17 protein-coding genes are annotated in these 16,046 nt (G+C 52.5%); 12 read left to right on the top strand and 5 right to left on the bottom strand.

Annotation, left to right across the window (positions count from 1 at the left end):
• Nucleotides 1-17: 17 nt before the first annotated feature.
• The 9 genes from ACQCLF_RS14395 (at nt 18) to ACQCLF_RS14355 (ending at nt 8,650) form a co-directional block, all read left to right on the top strand.
• The gene (locus ACQCLF_RS14395; RefSeq protein WP_426988486.1) at nt 18-2,264 is read left to right on the top strand and encodes a glycosyltransferase family 2 protein; all 2,247 of its coding nucleotides are present in this window, start codon (nt 18-20) and stop codon (nt 2,262-2,264) included.
• Nucleotides 2,265-2,339: 75 nt separating this feature from the next.
• Nucleotides 2,340-3,074 (top strand): ABC transporter permease, encoded by a 735-nt coding sequence (locus tag ACQCLF_RS14390; protein WP_426988484.1) that lies wholly within the window; start codon nt 2,340-2,342, stop codon nt 3,072-3,074.
• Nucleotides 3,071-3,802, top strand: a complete 732-nt coding sequence (locus ACQCLF_RS14385; RefSeq protein WP_426988482.1) for an ABC transporter ATP-binding protein — start codon at nt 3,071-3,073, stop codon at nt 3,800-3,802. Before ACQCLF_RS14390 ends, ACQCLF_RS14385 begins: the two co-directional genes overlap by 4 nt.
• Complete coding sequence (rfbA, locus tag ACQCLF_RS14380) at nt 3,799-4,722, top strand: glucose-1-phosphate thymidylyltransferase RfbA (protein ID WP_426988480.1); 924 nt, start codon at nt 3,799-3,801, stop codon at nt 4,720-4,722. Before ACQCLF_RS14385 ends, rfbA begins: the two co-directional genes overlap by 4 nt.
• Before the next feature lies 1 nt (nt 4,723).
• Complete coding sequence (gene rfbC, locus ACQCLF_RS14375; protein ID WP_426988478.1) at nt 4,724-5,269, top strand: dTDP-4-dehydrorhamnose 3,5-epimerase; 546 nt, start codon at nt 4,724-4,726, stop codon at nt 5,267-5,269.
• A gap of 8 nt (nt 5,270-5,277) precedes the next feature.
• Nucleotides 5,278-6,339, top strand: a complete 1,062-nt coding sequence (gene rfbB, locus ACQCLF_RS14370) for a dTDP-glucose 4,6-dehydratase (RefSeq protein ID WP_426988476.1) — start codon at nt 5,278-5,280, stop codon at nt 6,337-6,339.
• A 22-nt stretch (nt 6,340-6,361) separates the two neighbouring features.
• On the top strand, nt 6,362-7,147 hold the full coding sequence (locus tag ACQCLF_RS14365; RefSeq protein WP_426988474.1) for a sulfotransferase: 786 nt from the start codon (nt 6,362-6,364) through the stop codon (nt 7,145-7,147).
• Between the two features lie 12 nt (nt 7,148-7,159).
• Nucleotides 7,160-8,023 (top strand): dTDP-4-dehydrorhamnose reductase, encoded by an 864-nt coding sequence (gene rfbD / locus ACQCLF_RS14360; RefSeq protein WP_426988472.1) that lies wholly within the window; start codon nt 7,160-7,162, stop codon nt 8,021-8,023.
• Nucleotides 8,024-8,113: 90 nt separating this feature from the next.
• Entirely contained in the window at nt 8,114-8,650 is a 537-nt protein-coding gene (locus tag ACQCLF_RS14355; protein ID WP_426988470.1) for a hypothetical protein, read from the top strand.
• A gap of 37 nt (nt 8,651-8,687) precedes the next feature.
• On the opposite strand, the gene ACQCLF_RS14350 is transcribed toward ACQCLF_RS14355, so the two are convergent.
• Both ACQCLF_RS14350 and ACQCLF_RS14345 read right to left on the bottom strand, forming a co-directional pair.
• Nucleotides 8,688-9,473 carry a glycosyltransferase gene (locus tag ACQCLF_RS14350; protein ID WP_426988468.1) on the bottom strand — a complete coding sequence of 262 codons (786 nt, stop codon included), beginning with the start codon at nt 9,471-9,473 and terminating at the stop codon, nt 8,688-8,690.
• Nucleotides 9,470-10,420, bottom strand: a complete 951-nt coding sequence (locus ACQCLF_RS14345; RefSeq protein WP_426988466.1) for a glycosyltransferase family 2 protein — start codon at nt 10,418-10,420, stop codon at nt 9,470-9,472. The genes ACQCLF_RS14350 and ACQCLF_RS14345 overlap by 4 nt, the downstream gene beginning before the upstream one ends.
• 121 nt (nt 10,421-10,541) lie before the next feature.
• Here ACQCLF_RS14345 and ACQCLF_RS14340 point away from each other — a divergent pair, with 121 nt between their 5' ends.
• Nucleotides 10,542-11,444: an NAD-dependent epimerase/dehydratase family protein gene (locus tag ACQCLF_RS14340; RefSeq protein ID WP_426988465.1), complete on the top strand. Its 903-nt coding sequence runs from the start codon at nt 10,542-10,544 to the stop codon at nt 11,442-11,444.
• Between the two features lie 13 nt (nt 11,445-11,457).
• Here the strand turns inward: ACQCLF_RS14340 and ACQCLF_RS14335 are convergent, their stop codons facing one another.
• Both ACQCLF_RS14335 and ACQCLF_RS14330 read right to left on the bottom strand, forming a co-directional pair.
• A complete protein-coding gene (locus tag ACQCLF_RS14335) occupies nt 11,458-11,937 on the bottom strand; it encodes a hypothetical protein (RefSeq protein ID WP_426988463.1) in 480 nt (159 codons plus the stop codon).
• A gap of 1 nt (nt 11,938) precedes the next feature.
• Nucleotides 11,939-12,238 carry a nucleotidyltransferase domain-containing protein gene (locus tag ACQCLF_RS14330; RefSeq protein ID WP_426988585.1) on the bottom strand — a complete coding sequence of 100 codons (300 nt, stop codon included), beginning with the start codon at nt 12,236-12,238 and terminating at the stop codon, nt 11,939-11,941.
• 471 nt (nt 12,239-12,709) lie between these two features.
• On the opposite strand from ACQCLF_RS14330, the gene ACQCLF_RS14325 reads away from it, so the two are divergent.
• Together ACQCLF_RS14325 and ACQCLF_RS14320 are read left to right on the top strand one after the other, a co-directional pair.
• The gene (locus tag ACQCLF_RS14325; RefSeq protein ID WP_426988461.1) at nt 12,710-12,982 is read left to right on the top strand and encodes a hypothetical protein; all 273 of its coding nucleotides are present in this window, start codon (nt 12,710-12,712) and stop codon (nt 12,980-12,982) included.
• Nucleotides 12,983-12,987: 5 nt separating this feature from the next.
• Complete coding sequence (locus ACQCLF_RS14320) at nt 12,988-14,004, top strand: MraY family glycosyltransferase (protein WP_426988459.1); 1,017 nt, start codon at nt 12,988-12,990, stop codon at nt 14,002-14,004.
• Here the strand turns inward: ACQCLF_RS14320 and ACQCLF_RS14315 are convergent.
• Entirely contained in the window at nt 14,001-15,920 is a 1,920-nt protein-coding gene (locus ACQCLF_RS14315; RefSeq protein WP_426988457.1) for a polysaccharide biosynthesis protein, read from the bottom strand. The genes ACQCLF_RS14320 and ACQCLF_RS14315 overlap by 4 nt on opposite strands.
• Nucleotides 15,921-16,046: the final 126 nt, after the last annotated feature.

Genomic DNA, 16,046 nt, shown 5'->3' with positions numbered 1-16,046 from the left:
TAGAGCGTTTCATAGATATGCTGACATTCTTCAGTAATCGGGCCTTGCGTCCGGCGTCCGGCATTGAGCGCTTGCGCACGCCCAGTGCCTACAGGGCTACCAGTGAGGACCCATTCTTTTTACTTGACTCCATGCCTTGGTTCTCCGGTTGGTATTTACTGGAGCTGGAGCTCGAGTATGACTCCGCGGTGCCTCAGGCCGCCAAACTTTACATTGATTACGGGGTAGGTTTTGATGAGGACTCGGTGGTCATATTGCCAATTAGCAGTAGCATACCCGCGCGGCGCCTATGCTACTTTGAGCGAAGGCCGAGAGCGATACGGTTTGACCCGCTTGAATCACAGGGGTTGTTTTTAATGCGCCGGTTCAGACTACGCTGGGTACCGCAGCTATTGGCTAAGCGTTCGGTTAATCGGTGGCTGGTTCATCATCATTCGGACTTTGTCGGCAAGAGCCCTAAAGAGGTGACGATTGCGCTTGCAAAGAAAGCGGCAGGAATGGGGTTGAAACCAGCTCAACTGGCACGACAGTATTATGGAAGGGCGTATCGCGTCATGCGCCGTTCTTTTGATTATGCAGAGTGGATGGCGGTGCATACGCCTTCGGCTGAGGTGCTGGCGGGCGAATGGGAGAGCATGGCCGAGAATCAAGAGGCTGTCACTCCTGTCATCAGTCTGATTGTCCCTGTGTACAACACTCCTCCCGAATACTTGACGGAGTGCATCGAATCCGTTTTGGCACAGGTTTACCCTCATTGGCAGCTCTGCCTAGTAGATGATGCATCGACTCGCCCCGAAACCGGCAATGTATTGCGTGAGTATGAGCAGCGTGACCGGCGTATTAATGTTGTATACCGCGCTGACAATGGTCATATTGTCGCGGCCAGTAACTCCGGCCTTGAGGTGGCGAAAGGTGAGTACATTGGCCTTCTGGATCACGACGACGCCTTGGCCCCGCATGCGTTGTTGCGGGTGATTCAGGCACTCAATGCCAACCCGAGTCTCAAACTGGTTTACTCGGATGAAGACAAGTTAAGTGCCAGCGGCCAAAGGTCCAGTCCACATTTTAAGCCAGACTGGAACCCGGACTTGCTCCTGTCCCAAAACTATATTTGTCATTTCACGGTGTTGATGGCGGATCTGGTAAGGCAGGTGGGCGGCTTCCGGCTGGGAACCGAGGGTAGTCAGGACCACGATCTGCTTCTGCGCTGCTTGCCACACCTAGCGAGCGAGACCGTGGAGCACATTCCCGATGTGCTGTATCATTGGCGCATGATTCCCGGTTCAACGGCGGCGAATGCCAGCGGTAAGGATTATACCTCTGATGCGGGTCTCAATGCGGTGAACCACTGCCTGCAGTCTTTGTGCCCCGAAGCAAAAGCCGAACTGGGGCAACTGCCAAATACTTACCGTGTGCGTTGGCCTGTACCCGATCCCGAGCCCAAGGTGTCGCTGTTGGTGCCCACAAGGGATGGTGTTGAAATTTTGAAGCCATGTGTTCAGGCCGTGCTCGATAAGACAGAGTATTCGAATTATGAGATTTTAATTCTCGATAATCAGAGCTCCTGTCCTCAAACGCTGAATTATCTGGAGAGCATTGAAAAAGATCCTCGCGTTTCTGTTCATCGTTGGAATCATCCGTTCAACTTTTCAGCCATCAACAATTTCGGTGCTTCGGTGGCCAGAGGGGAGTTGATCGGCTTGTTGAACAATGATGTGGAGCCTATCAATGGGGAGTGGCTGACGGAGATGGTTCGGCACGCCAGCCGTCCGGATATTGGCTGTGTGGGGGCAAAGCTTTATTACCCCGATAACCGTATCCAGCATGCCGGGGTTATATTGGGCATTGGTGGTGTGGCCGGGCATTCACACAAGTATTTCCCTCGCGAAAGCCACGGCTATCACACTCGGCTTAGGCTGATTCAAAACCTGTCCGCTGTGACGGCGGCGTGTTTGTTGGTGCGCCGCAGTGTGTACGAACAGGTGGGAGGCCTGGAAGAGCAGGGGCTCGCGGTCGCCTTTAACGATATTGATTTTTGTTTGAAGGTTCGCGAAGCCGGTTATCGCAACCTCTGGACGCCCTATGCCGAGGCCTATCACCACGAATCGGTATCCAGGGGGGCCGAGGACACGCCTGAAAAGCAGCGCCGCTTCGCTAAAGAAGTGGCATTTATGAAGAATAAGTGGGGAGAGGCACTGAATTATGACCCAGCCTATAATCCCCATTTGAGCAGATCACATGAGGACTTTTCAATCAATGTGTAATTCAACGTCGGTAAGAGGGCATACGAACACATGACCCTGACGCAGTTTTTCAGTCTGGTGGATATCCAGGCCCGAATGAGTTTGAAATCCGAGGCGGCAAAGCTTTATTTAAGTTATTTGTGGTGGATTATTGAGCCGGTGCTTTATGTGCTCACCTTTTATTTTGTGTTTGAGGTGCTTCTTCAGTTTAACCGAGGTGAGAACTTCATTTTCTTTTTGATGTGCGGCAAGGTTCCCTTTTTGTGGTTCTCAAAATCGGTCACCGGTGGCAGCGGCAGTATTGTTTCTGGTAAAGGGCTGATTAACCAGCGTGATGTTCCTAAAGCGTTGTTCCCCTATGTAACCGTGCAGGAAGTGCTATATCGTCAGTGGGTGGTTTTTCTGGTGTTGTTTGGTATCGCATTCTACTTTGGAGCTTTCCCCACCTGGAATTGGTTGTACTTGGTGCCGTTGATGTTGGTTCAGTATGTATTGATTTTGGTTTGCACCATGGTGGCAGCGTATTTGGTGAGCTTTGTACGCGATGTCAGAGTACTGGTGGGGCTGGGGATGATGTGCTTGATGTTTACATCCGGCATTTTTTGGGATGTGTCCCGTATTCAGGACCCACACATGCAAAGCATGCTGTTGACTTGGAACCCGTTGGCGTTCTTGATTGATGGTTATCGCGGTATCATCATGCGGAATGAGGTATATGATGTGGTGCATTTGGCGGCGCTAGGCGGCGTTGTGGCCATTTTGTTGGCACTGGTTCACGGGCTCTATATTGCCCACAGCCGCTTGCTAGCGACTAAGGTGCTTTCATCATGAGTAAAGATCATAGCTGGGTTATTCGGGCTGAAGATGCTGGTTTGACCTATAAAAGTCGAGTGTGGGGGTTCAAGAACTTCCAATACAACGCACTCAGAAATATGAATTTTGAGGTAAGAAAGGGTGAAACGCTCGGTATCATGGGGCGGAACGGTTGTGGCAAAAGTTCGCTGCTTCGTATGTTGGCTGGTGTTATCGACCCGACAGAGGGTGTGATGCGGTATAAAAAGCAAACCAGCAGAATGCTCCTCACCTTGGGATTGGGTTTTGACGGCAACTTGTCTGGCCGGGATAACGCCATCCTCAGTGCGATGTTGCAGGGGTTTACCAAGGCACAGGCGCGCGGCGCGGTTGAAGAAATCAAGACGTTTTCCGAGCTCGGGTCGTTTTTTGACCAGCCGGTGAAGGTGTATTCATCCGGTATGAAAGGGCGCCTGGGGTTTTCCACGGCACTGAAAACCGATGTGGATGTGCTTCTGATTGATGAGGTGTTAAGTGTGGGGGACGCGCACTTTAAGCACAAGGCTGAGAAAGCCATGATGGAAAAGATTGACAGCGGCCAGACCGTGGTGTTTGTCAGTCACAGCGGCGGTCAAGTTGATAAGGTGTGTGATCGGGCCATTTGGCTTGAGAAGGGTGAAATAAAATTGAGCGGCGACACCAAGTCTGTCGCCAAAGAGTACAAAGCGTTTATGAATGAGTTGAACAGGAAGGGGGACGCCGCATGAATCAACAGAAACGGAAAGGCATTATTCTGGCGGGCGGTTCGGGCACCCGCCTATACCCGCTGACCAAAGGCGTCAGTAAGCAGTTGATGCCCATTTACGATAAACCGATGATTTACTACCCGCTGACCACGTTGATGTTTGCGGGCATTCGAGATGTGCTGATTATTACCACCCCTCAAGATCAAGAGGGTTTCGTACGGTTGTTGGGTGATGGCAGCCAATGGGGCATGAATATTCAGTATGTAGAGCAGCCCAGTCCTGATGGACTGGCCCAGGCGTTTATTCTTGGCGAGAAGTTCCTCGATGGCGCACCTTCGACGTTAGTGCTGGGGGATAATATTTTTTACGGGCACGGTTTTTTGAAGCTATTGCATACGGCTGATGACCGCGAGGTCGGAGCGACTGTTTTCGGCTACCACGTCGATAACCCCGAGGCATATGGCGTTGCGGAGTTTGATGATAGTAACAAGGTGGTCAGTTTGGAGGAGAAGCCTTCACAGCCTAAGTCCAACTATGCGGTAACCGGTCTTTATTTTTACGATAACAATGTGTGTGATATTGCGAAAACCATTAAGCCGTCTCCTCGCGGGGAGCTTGAGATTACTGACTTGAATATGGAGTATTTGCGAGCGGGGAAGCTCAATGTCGAAATCATGGGGCGGGGCTACACCTGGCTTGATACCGGTACTCATGCCAACTTGCTCAATGCCGCCCATTTCGTGCAGACCATTGAACAACGGCAGGGTTTACGTATTTCTTGCCCGGAAGAGACAGCGTATCGACAGGGCTTTATTGATGATGCCCAACTGGAAAAATTGGCGACCGAGCAAATGAAGAGCGGCTATGGCCAGTACCTGTTCAAAATTCTGAAAGACAGTCGTCGTCCATGCGGTGACTTGATGAAGCGGTTTAGTGATTGATATGAAGATTATTGAAACAGCCATTGCTGATGTCAAGCTTCTCGAGCCCAAAGTGTTTGGGGATGATCGAGGCTTTTTTATGGAAACCTTTCGCGATAGTTGGTTTCGTGAAACGGTGGCGAATGTGAGCTTTGTGCAGGACAACCACTCAAAATCCAAAAACGGCATTCTTCGGGGGCTTCACTACCAGGAGCTGCAGACTCAAGGCAAGTTGGTCCGCGTGGTGTCGGGTGAGGTTTTTGATGTGGCGGTGGATATTCGTAAAGGCTCGTCTACGTACGGCCAGTGGGTTGGTTATCACCTGAGCGCTGAAAACAAGCGCCAGTTGTGGGTGCCGGCCGGTTTTGCCCATGGGTTTTTGGTTACTTCTGAGTCGGCCGAGTTCGTGTATAAGTGCACGGACTACTACCACCCGCAGTCGGAGAAGTCGATTTTGTGGAATGACGAAACCCTGGGAGTTCGGTGGCCGCTGGAAAATGTGGCGAAGGTTCTCGTCTCAGAGAAAGATGAGCAAGGCCAGGCATTTAACAATATTTCTGGTTTATAGGGTACGGTATGAAAATTCTGGTAACAGGCGGTGCGGGGTTTATCGGTTCTGCCGTGGTGCGTCAGTTGATGGCAGCCAACGAACACGAGGTGTTGGTGCTCGATGCACTCACTTATGCGGGTAATCTGGAATCGATTCCGGGTTACGATCAACACAAGCGAGTTAGCTTTGCCAAAGTGGATCTGCGTGATGCGGACGCCACTCGTCAAACCGTGCTGGAGTTTCGGCCAGACGTGATCATGCATTTGGCGGCCGAGTCCCATGTGGACCGCTCCATTGATGGGCCGAGGGAATTCCTCGAAACCAATATCATGGGGACTTTTAATCTCCTTCAGGCGGCGCGTGAGCTGTTTGATTCGTTAGATGCTCCCAAAAAACAGCGTTTCCGTTTTCACCATATTTCAACCGACGAAGTCTATGGTGACCTCGAAGGCACCAGCGACATGTTCACTGAGCAGACCTCTTACGCCCCAAGCTCTCCATACTCCGCGTCGAAGGCGGCGTCTGACCACTTAGTCAGGGCTTGGGGCAGAACCTACGGGTTACCGGTGTTGCTGACGAACTGTTCCAATAATTATGGGCCCTACCACTTCCCGGAGAAGCTGGTTCCTCATATGATTCTGAATGCGTTGGCGGGCAAGCCGTTGCCCGTTTATGGCGACGGGTCGCAAATTCGGGACTGGTTATATGTAGAGGACCACGCCAAAGCGTTGATCCTTGTCGCTACCACCGCGTCGGCTGGTGAGACTTACAACATCGGTGGACACAACGAAGTTCGTAACTTGGACGTTGTTACCACGATTTGCGCTATATTGGAGGAGTTGGCGCCTGAAAAACCGGCTGGCGTTAACCGGTACGAGGACCTTATTACCTTCGTCAAGGACCGCCCGGGGCACGATATGCGTTATGCGATTGACGCATCCAAGATTGAGCGAGAGCTGGGGTGGAGCCCGGAGGAGACCTATGAGTCAGGGTTGCGCAAAACCGTGGAGTGGTATCTGAGTAGTCGCAACTGGTGGGAGCGTGTACTAAGCGGCGATTACCAGCTCACTCGTTTGGGTGGGGTTTAGGGTCGGTTACTCAGAGAGTGATATGAAGATATTTGTCATTGGTTTCAATAAGTCGGGGACGACATCGATACATGATTTCTTCCAGGAGAACGGTATCGAGTCTATTCATTGGGACCACAGTAACCTATCGAGAGCGATTGCGAAAAACCACAAGCAGGGAAATCGGTTACTTGAAGGTTATGAAGAGTGGCAAGCGTTTTCCGACCTGGAACATCCGGTAAAAGGGGGCGGTTATTACTATTCCGCCGAGAAGCATTTTCAGACCATTGATAAGCAGTATCCCGGGTCTTTATTCATTCTCAACTATAGGAGTTTCGACTCCTGGGCTAATAGCCGGCGCAACCACGGTAATTACCTGCTTAAAGCAATGCTTGGTGACGGTTTGTCTTCCTGGGAGGAGGTGAGGGAATTGTGGTTCAGGGAGTATAGTGACCACATTTCAAAGGCATCGGATTATTTTGAAGGGAAAGATAATTTTCTATTGTTGGAGATGGACAAGGAAGCAGGAACGAAACTTTCTGAGTTTCTCGAGCGCCACGGTTTCAACTTGTCAGTTAGGGATTTGCCAGTCGCCCATAGAACTCACAAGAACGCTGTGGATGACCAGCAAGCCGTGAATTATGCATTAGAACTAGCGAAATTCTTTGAAGTGGTAGATATCGTCAAAAGTATGAAGGTTCTTGAGGCTGTTCATCCGGCGGTGTCGCAGCTTGAGGGCGTCAGTGAAGCTCAGGCGCATGAGGTGAGTGACAGGCTTTCTTATTATTACAGCGTATTGGGTAAATCATTAGCCAAACGTAAGCAATAGAGCTCTGAACTTATGAATGTATTGGTAGTTGGTAGTGGTCAATTGGCGTCGGACCTGGTTCAAACGGCGCCTGCGGAGTTTGCTGTTCGAATGGTGGGGCGAGCCGAGCTGGATATTACTCAGTCTCAGGAGTGTTATGCGACCCTGGAGCGCATTAAGCCGAATGTCGTCATCAATGCTGCAGCCTACACGGCGGTGGATAAAGCTGAAAGTGAACCTGAAACCGCTTATGACGTCAATGAGCAGGGCGTGGCGAATTTAGCTGATGCTTGTAATGTGGTGAACGCAAAGCTGTTTCACGTATCCACTGACTTTGTGTTTGATGGTCAAGCAAGCTTTCCGTATAAGCCGGGTGATCCCACGAACCCGCAATCAGTTTACGGGGCTTCAAAGCGTGCTGGTGAAATTTTGCTACAACGCAAGATGGCTGATGCGGTGATTGTCCGAACGAGCTGGTTGTATTCTTGCACTGGGGCCAACTTTGTCAAAACCATGTTAAGGTTAATGACCGAAAAACCCCGGTTGAATGTGGTAGTTGATCAGCTGGGGACGCCAACATGGTCTGCGGGTTTGGCCCGTGCATTATGGGCAGGAGTTGGCAAGGAGGTGCCGGGTGGCGTGTATCACTGGTCTGACGCGGGTGTGGCTTCATGGTATGACTTTGCTGTCGCTATTCAGGATGTTGCTGTTGAGTTAGGTCTTTTAGAGACAGTGGTTCCGGTACGTCCCATTCCTGCTTCCGAGTTTCCCACGCCGGCTAAACGTCCTGCATACAGCGTGCTGGACAAGCGCGCCACGGAGGAGGTCTTTGGTGTCGAGTGTGTTCACTGGCGGAGGCAGTTACGTGCAATGCTCCGAAAGCTTTCGGAAATTTAGGTATTGTCGACTTGGCGGTGGCGGCACAATCAGGTCCGTATGATCCATGTCTTCGCACATTTCTAGTTTGAATTTACAGGTGCTCACTCAATGAAGTTACGACCTCCGGCATCAGCCGCCAGTACTCTTCAGAAGGGTTTTATCAGTTGCAGTCTTCCAGTGATCTCTTTGGGGTTGGTGTTGTTGCTGGGGATAGCCTACGCTGTGCTTCAGTATGTTGTTATCCCTAAAATTGGTGATGGAGTTGGTGAGGAGACTTCGTCATACACGTTAGGTCAATGGGAGGGTGTTATAGAGTGTGAGGCGACTGGACCCAGTTCAGCACTCGAGCAACCGAGAACCATTTTGGTTGAGGATGGCTCCATAGTAATGGAACGAGGAGATATTGAGGAATTTTACCGCGTAACCGATGATGGAACGACAATCCCCAGAGATATGTCGTTACGCTTTGAGTGGTGGCACGGCGTTGTTCGCGGCTCCAAGGTCATAGTGCAAGGATGGTATACCGAGGGAGGAGATCGTGTTAAACCGATTTCTTTTGACGGGGCGTTTGAAGAGGGAGGGCTGTACATGGAGGGCAAGCGCGGGCCCAGAAAATGTACGATATCAGCCCACCCTGTAGGTTAGGTGAGTCCCTCGAATCAGGGGTAAACATCCGGAGCGGTTAGCGAAGGGAGTCGGAGCCGAACAATGCGGTTTTCAACCTTACCGAAGAAAATCGGAAGGCACTTTTCAAATGCCACCACAAGTGGCGACTGTTAAGTGTGTGGCTTTTGCGTTTTCCGGGGTGGATGACTTTTGCCTCAGGGAAATAGTAAACCGTTTGACCTAGTAAATGCCTTGCGCGCCAGCAGATGTCAACATCCTCGTAATATAAAAAATAGCGTTTGTCGAACCCATTTAATGCTTCAAAAGTGTCTGTTTTGAACGCTAGGCACGCACCTGAAGCCCAGTCTACCTCGCAAGGGCGCAGTGTTGTTCGCTTAATACCGGTTCGATTTTTCTTGAACATAAAAGATGTCGCAAGCTCCCATATGTAAGGGAATTTCCTGACTGACTCTTCATGCACTTTCAAAGCGTGGTCTTTGAAGATGTTAGGTGCACCAATCGTTGCGTCCGTCTGAGTCATGCCCTCTATGAGAGCTTTTAGTGCGTCAGGAGTGCACTCAAGGTCCGGGTTGAGCACAACGAAATAGTCTTCCGATATGTCCATATCCAGGTTTGCTAGGCAGAACTCAAAAACCTGGTTGTGGTTCTCTCCAAATCCTTTGGTCTCTTTGTTGCTTAAATAGCTAAGTGTGTGAGAGCTTGCATAGGTGTGAAGCCTTGGGTCCGGAATATTATCCAGAATTACGATGTTTACATTCGAAGCCGTTAAAAGGTGAGGTTTGAGCCCCTCTATTATCTCTTTCGTGTTGTTGTGAGAAACGACTGAGCAGAAAATATTCATAGCGGGGGGGTATCAACTCTCTGCGCCATAATCATTCCCCATAGGGCGAGTGTGATAAAACAGTTTCGTTTGCGTGGGAAAAATTTGAGGATGAACCAAAACCGTCTGTGCGGGCCTTTTGTTAGGGAATGTGACAAAGCATTGAAGAACGGCCGATATTCCGTTTTTAATTGACCCTCAAATTGGTTCGCAAAAGCGACGGCTTGGCGAATACTTGCGAGAGAGGTTTTGAACTTTCTTAGTAGAGGGTTCCGTTGTTTACCTCCAAGCTGTTCTCGAGCTCCGACTTGGTTGTCGTTGTGCTGCCGGTATAGCAGAGTCGGTTCGGCAATAGGCTCAATAAGGCCGGTGCCGCTGGCTATTAAGGCGAGCCACCAATCATGCATTACAATATCGGAGTGGCACGCGGTATTCTGCATAGCCATAATCAACGCTCTGTTTACGCAGGCTGATGCTCCTTGCACAGTGTTATGGAAAGCAAGCCGACGCGGGTCAGAAGCATTTCTGGGGTTGAGTTGATCCAGTTTCCAGAATGATGTCTTTTCGTTGCTCTCCGGGTGCCACACCCAAGCATCGGAAAATATCAAGTGAGGCGCGTCGTCAGTGCGCATTTTTTCGTAAAAAAGAGAAGCTTTGTTGTCCAGCCAGATGTCATCCTGATCGGCAAGAAAGACGTAGGGAGCAGTCGTTTTCGGCAGGGCAGTGAGTACATTCTGAATTACGCCTTTGCCGGGGCCGTCGATAAGGGCGACAGAAATGGATGAGGAAGCCGCAATTTGCTTTACAATAGTCCGTGTCTGGTCAGTGGAGCCATCGTCGCTTACTAATACTCCGGCGGGCGCTGGTTGCTGTTTAAGAATGCTTTCCAGTTGGTCTGCAATGTAGCGTTCGCCGTTATAGGTACATACTAGGACTTCGTAGGCGGAGTGCTGGGGATCGCTGCTCATGACTGACTCTGATTGTTCGTAGTTCGACGGAGTATACCTGAAAACACCGCCTACAAGGAGGACACCATGTGGCCGTTGGTCGCATGAAAACACACAAAGAAACGCCTGAAGGATTCTAACGATGACGATTTGGATTCCCGGTGCATCCGGCTTTGTGGGACGTGCCTTGACGTCGCGTTTGCAGGCTGAGGGGCAGGGCTTTTACAGAGTATCCCGTCGGGCTTCTCAGTTGGCTGATGACTCAATTTTTCCAGCCGAAGCGCTGGGACAACGCCTGCAAAAAGAGGATGTTGTTATCTATTGCGCGGGCCTGGCTCATACGCAGGGAGATCCGGCTGCTTTTCATCAGGCCAATTGCGATGAACCGTTGGCGGCGGCTCGCTTGGCGGCGTCACGCGGTGCGAAGCGCTTTGTGTTTGTGAGCAGTGTGAAGGTGAACGGCGAGCGGACGACCGGTGTGCCGTTTTCCGAACACGATGCACCGGCACCCGTGGATATGTATGGCCGTTCAAAGCTCTTGGGTGAACAGGCGCTGTGGCAGCAGGCACGGCAAAGCGGTATGGAGCTGGTGGTGGTGCGTCCGCCGCTGGTGTATGGCCCCGGTGTTCGCGCCAATTTCGCCGCCATGGTTAAAGCGGTGCGGCGCGGTATGCCGTTGCCGCTGGCTTCCATTCAGAACAAGCGCAGCCTGATTTACGTGGAGAACCTGGCGGATCTGCTGGTGTTGTGTGCGCGCCATCCTGCGGCGGTGAATCGCGTGGTGATGGCCTCTGACGGGCAGGATTTGTCGACGCCAGCGTTGCTTCGTTTAACGGGGGAAGCGCTGGGTAAACCGGCTCGGCTTTGGCCTTGCCCCGAGTCGGTTCTGAAGCGCGGGGCGGCTTTGCTGGGTAAGCGCGCAGTGGCAGATCGGCTGTGTGATTCGCTGCAGGTCAACGATGACTTCGCGCGGGATAAACTAATGTGGCGCCCCCCGTTTTCAGTGGAGGAAGGGCTGCGCCGAACGGTCGGTGGACTAGCCTAAGGTGTGGTAGCGCCTAAGGTGGTGACGGTACACGTTGATTTACGGTATTTGATAGTCGATGTGCGATGTCTACCATTGGAGAAACCCAGAGTCGTGCAGTTTCCAAGGCGTCAACGAGCACAGTCTCGTCCTCAATATACTCGTGGATCATTTGATTCCGGAGTTTTCTATGCGCTATCCAGTCATCTGCAGAGTCAATCCAACCGAACTTCTCGGCTTTGTCAAGATTATCAATGGCAGGGCCAAGGGACTCCCCTAGAAAACTCAATAGTCTGGGGATAAGTTTGTCTCCAATAGTATCTTGTAATCGGCCAAACCTTGCGACAAAAGCGTCAAGGCGCTCTGCCATAATAGAATCCGTAACCCAACTCCTTACCGTGGAAGTAGTGACGCTTTCATCGCCGAAGAGGCGCCCTGTGGTCTCGGTAAGGTATAGAGCTTCTTTTTGGACAACTCGAGTGAGAAATAGTAAGCGAGAAGTTTCATTTTCCATGCTACAACCTTTCTCCGGAATCCAAGGCAAAGCGGTGAATGGGGAGCTCTTTAAGGGTTGGTGAGTGGATTAAAACGTCCACTTTTCGACCATCAAAGACGCGACTGAGTTTGGTGGCTAGCTTGGCGGCGGATAGTGCCGGGCGTGCGACGGGTTGTTGCGTGCTCACGATTAAGTCAATATCGCCACCCTTGCTAGTGTCATTAAGGCGAGAGCCAAAGACTCGTACCTCAGCGCGTTCGCCGAACAAGGCTTCTGTCTCTCGCTTAATTGAGGCGCATTGGTAGGGCGTCAATCTCATCATTTAAGGTCCGGCGGATGGTTTTAGTTATACTACGGCGCTCGGTAATTGTATGCAATGGCTGGAGGAGGATGCAGGCTGCGCCAACGGTCGGTGGACCGGTCTAAGGCACGTATCGAGATTGGGTCATTACATAAACGCTTAAACCCCCAAAATTTTGAGTACAAAAAGCACACAATGTGCTATCATCCACTTCATGAAATCATTTACATGGAATCCTGAGAAGAACAAGCTTCTCCAAAAAGAGCGGAATATCTCTTTTGAGGATGTGGTCCTACACGTCTCAATCGGAGGGATTATAGATACGCTCGAGCACCCAAACCAGGAACGTTACCCAGGTCAACAAATACATGTGATTGAAATAGAGGGGTATGCTTACCTGGTGCCTTTTGTGGAGTCGGATGATGAGGTTTTTCTGAAAACGATTATCCCGAGCCGGAAAGCGACCAAAACCTATTTGGGAGGTCCAAAATGAGAAAGCTGGACAAAGAAGAGCAAGACATTCTTGAAACGTTCGAAGCCTCTGAGTTGCAGCGAGCGCCGGACTTTGAAAAAAGAAAGGTGCGGCACCAGCACTATGCGGAGGCAATGTTTAAAAAAGATGCCAGAATTAACATCCGGCTGTCTTCAAAGGATCTTCGGGGACTTCAAAAAAGAGCTCTGTCAGAGGGCATTCCCTACCAAACACTGGTTGCCAGTATCCTTCATAAATATGTGGAAGGTCGGCTGCACGAAGACCGGTAATTAGAATGTATGCCCGTTGGCTCGTTTTGGCGTTGGTGGCGTTTGGGGTGAGCGTTGCGCTGACGGGCGTGTTGCGTGGTTATGCGGTGCGCCGCAAGCTGCTTGATGTGCCGAATGCGCGCAGTTCACATGACGTTCCAACGCCACGGGGCGGTGGGGTGGCAATTGTGACCACCGCTTTGCTGGGTCTGGTGGCGTTGGGCTTGTCAGGCGTGGTTACGGCCAAGGTTGTGTATGCGTTGGGCGGCGCTGGGCTGCTGGTGGCGGCGGTGGGCTGGCTGGATGACCACGGGCATGTGGCGGCACGCTGGCGGTTATTGACGCATTTTGCAGCGGCATTATGGGGCACTGGTTGGTTGGGTGGTTTGCCGGACTTGCCGGTGTTGGGCGTGATGATGCCCGGTGAATGGCTGTGGGTACCGCTGCTGCTGTATGTGGTGTGGCTGCTGAACCTGTACAACTTTATGGACGGGATTGACGGCATTGCGGGTGTAGAAGCTGTGACGGTATGTCTCGGCGGGGTGTTGCTGGCAGCGTGGGGGATGCCTGAGGTTAGTCTGGCCCTGCCTCTCCTGTTGGCCGCGGCGTCCGCAGGGTTTCTGGTGTGGAACTTTCCCCCCGCGCGTATTTTTATGGGGGATGCGGGCAGCGGTTTTGTCGGGCTCTGGCTGGGACTGCTATCCGTTTTTGCAGCGACTCAGGCGGCGGTGCTGTTCTGGGGCTGGGTGATTCTGCTGGGTGTGTTTGTGACGGATGCCACGGTGACGCTGGTGCGGCGCTGTTTACGCGGTGAGAAGGTGTATGAGGCGCACCGCAGTCACGCCTATCAACGTTTGGCACGGCGTTTTGGGCACCGGCCCGTGACGTTGCTGTGTGGTGCTGTGAATGTATTGTGGTTGTTTCCTGTCGCCGCGTGGGTGGTCGTCGGCGGACTGGAACCGGTCTCGGGCGTTTTGTTGGCGTATGCCCCGTTGGTCGTGGCGGTGTGCTGGCTGGGAGCCGGGAGCCGCGAACGGCGTTAATTCACCACTCGCAGCTTGCCGGTATTTTGTTTTTGACGCCAGACGGAGTCACTGATGAGCATACTGGCTTTGTAGTCGGTGGGGGCCTCGACCAGCAGTTCTTTAACGCGGTCGCACTGGTAGGCGTGGCAGGCGACGTCCAGTTCATCCAGTAGATACTTGGTTTTCTCCCAGCTCAGGTGCTCTTCCTCGGCGCGGAGAATGCCTGGATGCTGGGTGCCCGCTACGTTGGTGCCGATCAGCAGTTCTTCGTACAGTTTTTCGCCGGGGCGCAGGCCACTGAATTCGATTTCGATGTCGCCGTTGAGGTGGTCTTCGTCTTTCACTTCCAGGCCGGACAGGTGGATCATGCGTGTGGCCAGGTCTACGATCTTGACCGGTTCTCCCATATCCAGCACGAACACATCGCCACCGGTGCCGATGGCCCCGGCCTGAATGACCAGCTTGGCCGCTTCCGGGATGGTCATAAAGTAGCGCACCATTTCCGGGTGGGTCACGGTGACGGGGCCGCCATTCTTGATTTGCTCGCGGAACAGAGGCACGACGGAGCCGGATGAACCGAGCACGTTCCCGAAGCGCACCATACTGAACACGGTATTGCTTTGGCGTTTGGCGAGGCCTTGCAGGACCAGTTCGGCCAGCCGCTTGGACGCGCCCATGATGTTGGTGGGGCGCACGGCCTTGTCGGTGGAAATGAGCACGAAGGATTCCACCCCGGCCCGAATGGCGGCTTCGGCGGTATACCAGGTGCCGTAGACGTTGTTGCGCACGCCTTCCACGATGTTGTGTTCTACCAGCGGCACATGCTTGTAGGCGGCGGCGTGGTACACCGTCTGTACGCCGAAGCTGCGCATGATGGTTTCCACGCGGTGTTCTTTCTGGACGGAGCCGAGAATGCTGTAGAGATTAATATTCTGGCTGCGATATTCTTCGGTCTCGTGCAGCTCGCGCTCAATCTGGTAGAGACTGAATTCATTCAGTTCGAACAGGACGATGGCGCGGGGCCGGTGCTGAATAATCTGGCGACACAGTTCGCTGCCGATGGAGCCGCCAGCGCCGGTGACCATGACCACTTTGTCGGTGATGCAGGCCTGCATCAGTTCCGGCTGCGAAGAGACCGGGTCACGGCCCAGCAGGTCTTCGATGTCCACATCGCGAATATGCTCGATGCGGGCCTTGCCGCTGAGAATATCGGGAATGGCGGGAACGGTTTGCACGGACACCGCCAGGGATTCCAGCCGCTTGATGACCTGGGCGCGGCGCGAGTTCGGCGTGTTACCCAGGGCGAGCAGGATTTTACTGATGCGGTGGGTGCGAATCAGGGCCTCGATCATTTTGGGATCGTAGACGGTGATGTTCGCCACCACGGTGCGGTGTAGCGTCGGGTTGTCATCGACAAAGGCGACGGGTTTGTACTGTGAGCCCTGGAGCGCGAGGGTAAGCTGGTGGCCGGTGTATCCGGCGCCGTAGACGAGTACGGGCTCTTTTAGGTCCACGCTACGGCGGCTGATCATCAGGATAACGCTGCGCACCAGCAGTCGGGGCGCGCCGATCAACAGCAGGGCGATGGTAAAGTAGATAAAGGGAACGGAGCGGGGCAGTCGTGATTGAAGTAGAAAGCTGGTGGTGGCGACAACGAGGGCGGAAATGAACACGCAGCCCACAATAGTCAGCATCGCCGGCGTGCTCATGTAGCGCAGGATCGCCCGGTACATGCCCATGCGGATAAAGATGGCCAGGCTCGCGACCAGGGTAATGACGGCGACGATCAGGTCTTTATCAAGAAATGGAGAATCGAAGCTGCCCAGCCGCAGGAAAGCGGCAGCGTAGAATGCCGTGAAGATGGCAAGACTGTCGTAGATCAACGAGATAATGCGCTTGGTTGTCCGGGAGGACTCAAACAAGGCTTCCAGCATACATCCCAGCTCCATGTGAGTGACCAAATTGTGCCCGGCAGCTGACCGATGTTCTTTAACAGGGCAACAACGGGCGTATTATAACCCAATTCGGCCTTTCTGTTACGAAAAGCTTACAAATTTGCG

Origin of the sequence: Marinimicrobium sp. ARAG 43.8 (assembly GCF_050113635.1) — a bacterium.
Taxonomy (GTDB): Bacteria; Pseudomonadota; Gammaproteobacteria; order Pseudomonadales; family Cellvibrionaceae; genus Marinimicrobium.
Note: the sequence above shows the minus strand (reverse complement) of the source record. Positions and strands in the feature narration are given on the sequence as shown.

Coding starts and splice junctions, on each gene's coding strand:
- ACQCLF_RS14395 (WP_426988486.1), top strand. CDS start 18: ATGCTGACATTCTTCAGTAATCGGGCCTTGCGTCCGGCGTCCGGCATT.
- ACQCLF_RS14390 (WP_426988484.1), top strand. CDS start 2,340: ATGAGTTTGAAATCCGAGGCGGCAAAGCTTTATTTAAGTTATTTGTGG.
- ACQCLF_RS14385 (WP_426988482.1), top strand. CDS start 3,071: ATGAGTAAAGATCATAGCTGGGTTATTCGGGCTGAAGATGCTGGTTTG.
- rfbA (WP_426988480.1), top strand. CDS start 3,799: ATGAATCAACAGAAACGGAAAGGCATTATTCTGGCGGGCGGTTCGGGC.
- rfbC (WP_426988478.1), top strand. CDS start 4,724: ATGAAGATTATTGAAACAGCCATTGCTGATGTCAAGCTTCTCGAGCCC.
- rfbB (WP_426988476.1), top strand. CDS start 5,278: ATGAAAATTCTGGTAACAGGCGGTGCGGGGTTTATCGGTTCTGCCGTG.
- ACQCLF_RS14365 (WP_426988474.1), top strand. CDS start 6,362: ATGAAGATATTTGTCATTGGTTTCAATAAGTCGGGGACGACATCGATA.
- rfbD (WP_426988472.1), top strand. CDS start 7,160: ATGAATGTATTGGTAGTTGGTAGTGGTCAATTGGCGTCGGACCTGGTT.
- ACQCLF_RS14355 (WP_426988470.1), top strand. CDS start 8,114: ATGAAGTTACGACCTCCGGCATCAGCCGCCAGTACTCTTCAGAAGGGT.
- ACQCLF_RS14350 (WP_426988468.1), bottom strand. CDS start 9,473: ATGAATATTTTCTGCTCAGTCGTTTCTCACAACAACACGAAAGAGATA.
- ACQCLF_RS14345 (WP_426988466.1), bottom strand. CDS start 10,420: ATGAGCAGCGATCCCCAGCACTCCGCCTACGAAGTCCTAGTATGTACC.
- ACQCLF_RS14340 (WP_426988465.1), top strand. CDS start 10,542: ATGACGATTTGGATTCCCGGTGCATCCGGCTTTGTGGGACGTGCCTTG.
- ACQCLF_RS14335 (WP_426988463.1), bottom strand. CDS start 11,937: ATGGAAAATGAAACTTCTCGCTTACTATTTCTCACTCGAGTTGTCCAA.
- ACQCLF_RS14330 (WP_426988585.1), bottom strand. CDS start 12,238: ATGAGATTGACGCCCTACCAATGCGCCTCAATTAAGCGAGAGACAGAA.
- ACQCLF_RS14325 (WP_426988461.1), top strand. CDS start 12,710: ATGAGAAAGCTGGACAAAGAAGAGCAAGACATTCTTGAAACGTTCGAA.
- ACQCLF_RS14320 (WP_426988459.1), top strand. CDS start 12,988: ATGTATGCCCGTTGGCTCGTTTTGGCGTTGGTGGCGTTTGGGGTGAGC.
- ACQCLF_RS14315 (WP_426988457.1), bottom strand. CDS start 15,920: ATGCTGGAAGCCTTGTTTGAGTCCTCCCGGACAACCAAGCGCATTATC.